General features: G+C 37.1%; 10 protein-coding genes and 1 pseudogene. All 11 read right to left on the reverse strand.

The genetic code is table 11. The annotated features are described in order from the left end of the window. Window positions 1-231: 231 nt before the first annotated feature. Window positions 232-717 (reverse strand): NUDIX domain-containing protein, encoded by a 486-nt coding sequence (locus AB4114_RS35055; protein WP_441992560.1) that lies wholly within the window; start codon window positions 715-717, stop codon window positions 232-234. A gap of 72 nt (window positions 718-789) precedes the next feature. Continuing rightward, complete coding sequence (locus tag AB4114_RS35060; protein ID WP_441992561.1) at window positions 790-1494, reverse strand: HAD family hydrolase; 705 nt, start codon at window positions 1492-1494, stop codon at window positions 790-792. Window positions 1495-1656: 162 nt separating this feature from the next. Further along, a complete protein-coding gene (locus AB4114_RS35065; protein WP_441992562.1) occupies window positions 1657-2118 on the reverse strand; it encodes a hypothetical protein in 462 nt (153 codons plus the stop codon). Window positions 2119-2269: 151 nt separating this feature from the next. Beyond that, complete coding sequence (locus tag AB4114_RS35070) at window positions 2270-2755, reverse strand: DinB family protein (protein WP_441992563.1); 486 nt, start codon at window positions 2753-2755, stop codon at window positions 2270-2272. A 73-nt stretch (window positions 2756-2828) separates the two neighbouring features. Beyond that, the gene (locus AB4114_RS35075; protein WP_441992564.1) at window positions 2829-3323 is read right to left on the reverse strand and encodes an SMI1/KNR4 family protein; all 495 of its coding nucleotides are present in this window, start codon (window positions 3321-3323) and stop codon (window positions 2829-2831) included. A 543-nt stretch (window positions 3324-3866) separates the two neighbouring features. Beyond that, window positions 3867-4118 (reverse strand): CPCC family cysteine-rich protein, encoded by a 252-nt coding sequence (locus tag AB4114_RS35080; RefSeq protein WP_441992569.1) that lies wholly within the window; start codon window positions 4116-4118, stop codon window positions 3867-3869. Then, window positions 4060-4472 (reverse strand): annotated as a pseudogene (locus AB4114_RS35085) (immunity 53 family protein). The gene AB4114_RS35080 and the pseudogene AB4114_RS35085 overlap by 59 nt, the downstream one beginning before the upstream one ends. A 245-nt stretch (window positions 4473-4717) precedes the next feature. Next, on the reverse strand, window positions 4718-5011 hold the full coding sequence (locus AB4114_RS35090; RefSeq protein ID WP_441992565.1) for a hypothetical protein: 294 nt from the start codon (window positions 5009-5011) through the stop codon (window positions 4718-4720). A gap of 86 nt (window positions 5012-5097) precedes the next feature. Further along, entirely contained in the window at window positions 5098-5865 is a 768-nt protein-coding gene (locus tag AB4114_RS35095; protein WP_441992566.1) for a formylglycine-generating enzyme family protein, read from the reverse strand. Window positions 5866-6070: 205 nt separating this feature from the next. Beyond that, window positions 6071-6505 carry a hypothetical protein gene (locus tag AB4114_RS35100; RefSeq protein ID WP_441992567.1) on the reverse strand — a complete coding sequence of 145 codons (435 nt, stop codon included), beginning with the start codon at window positions 6503-6505 and terminating at the stop codon, window positions 6071-6073. 867 nt (window positions 6506-7372) lie between these two features. Beyond that, a partial coding sequence (locus AB4114_RS35105; RefSeq protein WP_441992568.1) for a reverse transcriptase domain-containing protein occupies window positions 7373-8818 on the reverse strand: 1446 nt, incomplete at its 5' end.

The raw sequence follows: 8818 nt of genomic DNA on the forward strand, positions 1-8818 counted from the left end.
ATTTTCTGATTTTGGGTAGAATTCATATTGTAGTCTCCTTGATATGTTATTTGGATCTGTCGCTGGCCAGCAACTGGGATCCTTTTAACATCATACCAAGGAGTCTTTTTATTTTTCAAACCTCGTATTTCTACAAAATAGGAATGCTGCCCGTTACTTTAATGAGCAAAAGAGGGCTGCATCGAAGCAAGCCCCTCAACTATAGTTCTTACGATAGTTGAATACAGTGCTTTAAAATATAAATTTTGAATATGGTTTTATACTACAGGTTAAGTAATATTCAATTAAAAAATCTCGAAGCGTCTGTGGAAACTTAAGCTCGTTCCTTACTTCGTCTTGCTGTAAAGACTCAATTACTGTTGATATTTCCAACCATTCAAATCCAATCTGTGCAACATCATTCTGTAAATGTGTGATCTTGTCTTCTGTACCAAAAGAACAGTGAAAGATGAATTCAATTGCATGTACTTGTTTAACTAAAAATGAATACTCGTGGTTAGTAGAAATATATTCCCTTACACACACCAATTCTTTTATCTCCGCGTATATATTTAATTCTTCAGTGCATTCGCGTAGAATTGTATCTTCAATTGTCTCGCCAGATTCTTGCCCACCGCCGGGTAATGTATAATAAACACCTATATTATCAAGCTTTTTCTTAATAAACAGTAGCTTATTATCGTATTCAATAATTGCTTTAGCTGTATTCCTTACCAAAAGCTCCCCTCCTATTAATTATGCCACTCAACTAGCGTTACTCGTTAGTTAAATGGTGTTGATAGTATTCAATTATTTTAATAAAGCTATCTTCAATTCATTGAAGCTGGATACTCGTTCAGTTCCTGCTCTCAGAGTATCATATTTATCTAAGAAGATTGATTTCATTCCCATTCTTTGTGGGGTTAAATAATCATTTTCATAATCGTCGCCAACAAATATAATTTCAGAATTATTACAACCTGCTAATTGCATGGAAATCTCGTATATTCTTGAATGTGGCTTTCTCCAACCTACATTTATCGAGGTGATAATAAAGTCAAATAATTCTCCGATTCCGTTGCTGAATAGTAACTCCTCTATACCATCCTTTACCATAAAATTTGAAACTATAGCTAACTTATATCTCCTAGAAAGCTGAATTATAACCTCTCTCACTTCTGGACTTATGTAGCATTTCGATTTATATGTTCTCCAATAATTTTCATATAGCTTTGTTACTACTTCAGTTTTAATATTTAGTCCTATCGACTTAGATTTATGAACTAATAACTCAAACCTTCTTACTAACTCATACTCTTCGTCCTTTTCAAGGGTTACTCCAATTTCAATTTTTGAAGTTTCATAATATTCTGCGAACTCATTAAAATCATTCCAATAATGCTCAACACCAGAACCTTTAAATGCCCACAAGGCATAGTCATTCCCTTTTGGCAACTCATATAAATCAACAATTGTTTCCATGCAATCAAAGAAAATGTATTTATACTTATTCAATGTAGAACACCTACCCACAACAGGATATTGGAATAATTATACATTAAACTCAAACATTAAAGTACAAAGAAAATAAATAAACCTGTACCTTTACTTTAACGGGGAACGGCAGCCGTTCGTGTACCGGCTGCCGTTGTGTTGTGCATGAACTATAGTTTGTCTTTAGTTGAAAGAAGGTTCGGTTAGATTCAATTCTTGATAGAATAATTTATTTTTCTTTAGAAAAGTCTTTAAACTGTGGGTTTTAACATGGACAGCAATAAGACCTTTTTCTTTCGTAAATACGAGTAGAGTTGGAAAATAAGTTTTGGATGGGCTAATAAACATCACTACTTCTGTAACTGTTCCATTAATCCAATCGTTATTAATTTTGTAAGGGGGCATAAGCGTGATCTTAATGGCTATGCCCTCACTTGGTTCGATTCTAAAGGATCCTACCGCGCCATTTGCAGAGGACAACCATTCTTTAACCTGGTTCTGCAACGAATTTGAGTTTCTAATTGTAAGGATTATCTCATCTTTTTTGATATCGAATACTTCTGCTCCATCTGTTGCACCAACTGTTTGAGCAAAAAAAAGACTAAATGCAATTACAAGGAATAACAAGCGATCTAATATTTTCAACAATAATCAACCCCCTTTAGGAGGTAATATTCCCAATTAAAAAGGAAAACATTTGACTCTATAAGCTGAACTATGCTGCCAGTTACTTGAATGAACAAAAAAGGAGCTGCCGCTTGCAAGCTCCTTCACTAATTATTTTAGGTAATTTTTCTTAGTTTGCATCTACTCTCCAGCTCTTTTGTAACTTCCGAATGTAACAGATTTGACCAATGTGATATGCATTATGAGTAGACACATTTCCGAGTATCTCCCACCACTTGGCAGCCATTGGGAAACCATTCACATCACTTTCGACTTTTCCTTCAGTAAGTAGATCTTGCCATTTTAAAAGCACCTCTAATAATCGTTCTTTTAAGTCAGTGAAATTTTGATCTTTGGGAACTATAAAACTTTTATTATTATTTCCTATGGAAGGCACAGCATTGACATGAGATTTCTGGTATCTAGTTTGCCAAGTTTCATTCCAATAAAGTAAATGCTGCACAATTTCAGCGATACTATTACTATCTTCACTAGGTTTCCAAAACGCTACTTCCTCTGACAAATTTTCAACTGCGGCTKAAAATGGTAGGTACCAACTAGGGTCATTAGCATTTGCTAATAACTGATCGGATAAAATATCTTTTACATGAAACATACTTTCCACACTCCTTCTTATTGATATGCGGCGGCCTGTTAATGTTCATGTTGAGCTAACGTTCTCAGTTAGTTTAATCATTATTGTCATATGCGTCACCTAACGCAACAAAACTCTCATCTAACCAGTAGATCAGTTTGCCCTTATGTTGCAAAAGTTGTTGCAGAAGCTCTGTGAATGACATAGCAATAATCGGTGTATCCCCAATTAAACCATGTGTCTCATGGAAACTGTCGTAACACCTTCCGAGGCGTTCAGGGTGTAAATCAATTGTAACAAAATCACCATTGTCACAATCAATAAGTGTGTACCAGTTATTGGATATATCATCTTCCACTTCTTCACCAAGTATCTCTAAATTAGCCAAATTAATTTCTGTTGCTGGGATTATTCGATACGGGAAATCAGAATCATTGAAAAGCTGCATACCACCACACTCTTTATAAAATTCTTCAAGATCGATTGGCAACATATGAGAAGAACGTAGTTTTGGTAAACCCGATGCAGGATAAACTTCGCAATTTAAAAGTGAACTCGGTTCTCTAATTAACCCAGTAATTTTACTCATGTTATCTTCCTTTCATCGGCTACTCAAATCTCTTCTAACTATCCTCCCTTTAGCTTAAAGTCAAAAGAGCAGCTGTTGGCCGCGGAGATGAACAATTTAACCGTCATCTTTGCTTTCTGAATTTAAAAACTTCTATTATCAATTCGATCGAGCAATAAGCCACCGTTAAAATACCGATAAAAGAAAAGATAGAGAGTAGGCATCTAACTGTAATATAAGCAATTGGCATGCTATCGAAGAGATTTTGTATTGTATGAAGTGCTATCGAATTATTTAATAATAGAAGAATTACACCAGCTAATACTCCGTAAAGTAAATTTTTTTTGTGATCCACAATCCACAAAAACCTCCTTTTAATGCAATTACTTAGAGTACTTTTTATTCTCCACTTTGTTTCCAGATTCCTTCCAATTGTCCATCAAATCTACCCGTTAACATAGTGGAGTGCTGCCACGTTGCAGTCCTCAAAATGTTTAGCTATCGTTCTTTCGTTAGCTCAACAAGGAGCTTATTATAATTGTGTTACCATACTCTAAGTTAAATTTATTTAGCGTTGTTAATTGGAAGTTCTTCTTCTAAAGGTTCTCTTACCATTCCTTTGAATTGTTCCTTACAAACACCATATTTATGGAAGTTTACTCTAGCCTGATTCAAAGAAATGCGATTTGCACCAATTATTTTTTCAGGCTTATCATGTGCCGTTCCATCATATTGCCAAAAGCATACCTCACAGATTTCAAAGAAAGCCTCTTCCATGTCGGCATAAGTAAAATTGTCGCAACAAGGGCATTGCACTCTCAATATTCTTACCCCTTTCCCTCATTGAGCTATAGTTTTGAAGTACTTCTTGCAAACTATTTTCACTTAAGGTAGACCATTTCTGGAAAATAACAATCAATTCCTCTAAGTTATTACTTCCGCCTCTACCCCTAAATAAATTATCACTAACATCACAGTAAACCCAATCAAGATCCGAACGATCCATCTTCAAAGTTTCGAAATTGATATCTTCAAGATGTGTTCCTTCCAATCGGATGTCAATACCCATCCCGGATTATCAAGAGTTGTAATTTTAACTCCGTAACAATGCTCCCAATCCMCGTCGCAATTAACTGTATACCAGTTTTCCAACCATTCTAAAACATTCATCCAAAAACCCTCTCTTCAAGTCTCTCCACTGTTACTTTAACAAACAATAGAGGAACTGCAACTAATATGTCTCCACAATATTTTTTTGTTTCTCAGCAATTACTTTAAATGGTTCATACATTTCGGATATACTTTTCAGAAAACTGATGTCTTCTTCAATATGCATACCCTTTTCTAGTTCACTAAGAAGAGTATAAAACACTTCACATTCAATTGAACCTGCGCCATCCGTTTCAACCCCAGACTTAAACAACAACTCTCTCAGAGGATAACTTAGAATCTAAATATCTTAAGTAGCAAAACCCAAGAGTTGTATCATTAAGATTAGGGGGATTACTTACAATGTACCTTTCGGAAACCATCAATATACTTAGTATGCTTTGAACTGTTGCTATGTCTCTTGCCAAAGAGAGACTTATTAACCAATCCTCTACATGAGTTTCTCTAAGAATACGTTTGTCTGCCCAATCCTGCCAATCCTGCTTCCCATAATAACCACTTGAGACTATGGCATAAAGATAATATGCAATAGCAGTCATATTACCACCTCCAAAGATTCTGCATCTTTTAAAATAACCCAATCAGATGGTTAACAAGTAAATTTCTGCTGGAAGCTAAACTCGCTTTAACTATGTGATGTAAGTGCTATTCTAAAACCAAGATCATCTATCTTGAAATCCGGCATGCTTTTCCTTCTACTCGTAGAACCACAATTGTTCTCAACTTCTGCCCAACTGCCTCCCCGGAAGACTCTATAGTTCCCATATCGTTCAGAATCGTATAGATCCCAGCACCATTCCCAGACATTCCCAATCATATCAAAAAGCCCCCATGGATTAGGAAGCAGTTTTCCGACTTGTTGAGGTGAACCATTGGCGTTTTCTAGATACCATGCAATTTGATCAATTCTTGCATACCTATATCCCGTCGTTCCCGCTTTGCACGCATACTGCCATTCAGCGTCTGATAGTAATCGAAAGCCATTCGCTTTTTTGTTGTATATCGTGTTCTCGCTTTCATTTGCGAATGTGTAGCATTCCGTCCTGCCAAGCATTCTGGACAATTCGTTACAAAAGGCAAGCGAATCTATCCACGAAACTTCCGTAATTGGCAGGTTATTCACATTCGGTTCTACTTCTTCTTCATGCATGACAAAATGATACAATTGCTGTGTTACTGGATACTTCATGACATGGAAGGGTTCGATCGTTTCAGTCCATGTAATATCCTTTTTATTGCTTCCAGGGTCTGATAAAGTGTAATCAGAACTAAGCCATTTATTCATATTAATATAATCGCGTAATTCAATGGTTCCCCCTTGTACGGGTACCATCAAATTCAATAAATCTTTTAAAATATGCTCTCTGTCACTCCCGTACTTTTTGATTTTCATACTGGCCACCTGTCTATTTCAATATTTGATCGGAAGTACTGTTCTAAAACCTTCGACTTTATTCTCCTCGTATAATTTTCAGAATGGATACTTTTATAAGCGTACATAATGCCACCTCATGGGCGTAAGCCCCTCAGCGTGAATATGGTGTTATAAGATGTCCCAGCCTTCAAAACGATGCTTCAACAGTTCTTTCTGTCCTTTATTAAGTTATTACCTCTAATACTATACCAACAAATACGCATGTTATTGTTGTAATGCCAAATAATTTCAACACCCTTTTTCTTGGAATTCTCCTGTGAGCAGCCCATATAATATTAGGATGAATAAATCCAAAAAGTAATAAGGTTAGTGAAATTAAAGTTAATAAGAAAAATGCCCCTGATAATTGAAGGTTTATAATCGCAAATGCCAACAACATTCCAAAAACAAGAATAAATGCACTCATTATATATTGCATTATCTTAATAAAGTACAAGACAAACTTGTTGGTCTCTTTCTTCTTAATAGAGTAGTATCCAGAAATAATATCTCTTTCCAAAAAGCTATAAAATCTATCTTTTCTTCGTGACTCTTGCCTTGCAATTTTTTTCATCTCTTTTGTAAATTGTCTTTGAATTTTATTACCGATACCTGTCACACCTCAACCTGTTTGAGTATCATTAATTTTTTCGGGAATTTCTAATTACTTCTAATTTGCGTTCTCCGCAAATACACCTCATTTGAAGAATTCATGATGTGATTTAACAAGCCAGCCTAACGTCTCCTGGGATAGTCTGGCTCCATGTACTATCAGTATGGTTTTCTTTTATGTTAAATACACTTTTAAGCCMTAGCAATAATTCCTATCTTGTAACCTTTCGATTCAAAAATAGATCTTTCCATATCAATCTTGTAGTACCACCCTTACTTTCAGAGCCACGTGCTTTGCATCATCACTTTGATCACTATATGGAATATTTTAACACATGCGAATTGAACTTGTAACCCGCAATCACCACGCTAAACTCCCTCTATGGAGAAACGCTTTACTCTTAAATGCTCTCGTTTTCTCAGCTTTTGACCAAAATAGCTTTTATCAGATAACATTTCAATGGTTTGAAGTTGTAGAGGAAGAAATTTATGGATATGTTGAGGGCAGAAAAACTCTCTACCTAAACCACCTGATGTAAAAAACGGATGGTATGGTAATCTATAGTTGCACCTTTGGATCTCCACATGTGCTCATGGCGGCAAACCCTCCCACATCTCGCAGAGTCTACGCTCCCACATTCCTTCATTTAACCTATCCATGAGGTGGAGGTCAGATATGCTGCCCGTTACTTTAACAGATAACGGCAGCCGTCATGTCGTGATTGAACTATAGGTTTGCAATAGGTAAGCATTTGATGTGATCTCCAGCTTTTCCCCTGCTCCGCACGGAGCGTGCCAGTTTCCAAGCACTCCGCGGTCCATCTAACTGAATTTACTAAATCATAACTTCCTCGTTACTCATTGATTCGGGATGTTAAACTGGTYCTAATRCATAYTTTTCACGGTATTTGTTGATCTGRWSCATCATCAATTCCGTTAARCCMAGTYTATTYKTGAGTWCGTCAATCGTCTCTTTWTGTGTTTGRAGGATWAGTTGCCCTACCTCTTTGTGGAGGATTCGCAAATTATTAAACTTGTCATTCCCACCTAAGTGCAACGGAATATAGTGGTGGCAGTAAACATCGGATGCGAAGAGATACATGCCTGTAATTTCGCATTTCCCCATCTTCATGCTGTACCGACTAATTCGATTGTCCATATATTCAACACTTTGATTCGGGATGCTAGATTTCGTTAGTAAGTAAATTTCCTGACGTAAATCTGGTCGAAGCTTCTTGTGTATCTGTTCTCTACCTGCTGTGGTAAAGAGCGAGAGCCCTGTACTGAAACCCATCGTATTCTTTGTTTTCACGTTGGCTAGAGGATATAAATAAACATCTCCTATTTTAAAAGTCCTGTATCCCAAGCTGTAAAATTTACTGTACGTTGGCGGTGGGTTTGCAGGATGCTCATATTTCCCGATTTGTTTGAGACGATTGTACATGAAAGCTCGCAGATCGTAGGCAAGACGTGAGAACGCAACACTTACATGTGTTGCCCGATTGAAGTAGTTGTGAATTCCTAAAACAAAGCTGTTGAACCGTGCAGCGTTTAGAGCCGTTGGCGAAGTCCTCATTTTGAGAATGTGTTTCTTGGCTTCGTTTTTGATTTTCTGCTTTTTCCCCACTTTTATACCCGTATGCGCTACTCGTTTTTGACCTTTTTTGTTTGCTCGGATTGTAAAACCAAGAAATTCTGACTCTCTCTTTCGCAAATTAATGATTTGTGATTTCTCCGGAGAGACATCGAGTTTCAGGCGATCTTTGAGATACAGAGTTACCGCATGATACCACCTCTKGGCCGATCTCCAATCTCTACATATGATTTTGAAGTCGTCGGCGTAACGCACCAGATAGCCTTCTTTCAGACTTGAGCGTATTTTCGCAGCCCTTTCGCCAGTTCTTGATTTGAAAGGTTTTCTCAGCGGAAAGAGTTCCCATTGACCTGCGACCCAGTGATCTAGGTCATTTAGTACAATATTCGAGAGCAGTGTTGACAGTAAACCGCCTTGTGGCACACCTTTTGAAGGTATCCCTTCCCCCTCGATTTCAGCTTTTAGCATTTTAGAAATGCAGGCTAGAACCTTTCTATCTTGAATGCCCATGTTCCAAAGCTGCTTCAAAAGCAACGTATGGTTGACGTTGTCGAAGAATCCCAATATGTCGATGTCTACTACATAATGCATCGAAGCCTGATTGATGAGAAACTGTACTCTTGCCATGGCATGGTGTGCTGATCGAAGGGGTCTGAAACCATAGCTATGGTTGTAGAATTGGGCTTCAGCTATGGGCTCAAGAACTTGCTTGAAGCACTGTTGAAT

Origin of the sequence: Paenibacillus sp. 2RAB27, from assembly GCF_052115445.1 — a bacterium.
GTDB lineage: Bacteria > Bacillota > Bacilli > Paenibacillales > NBRC-103111 > Paenibacillus_E.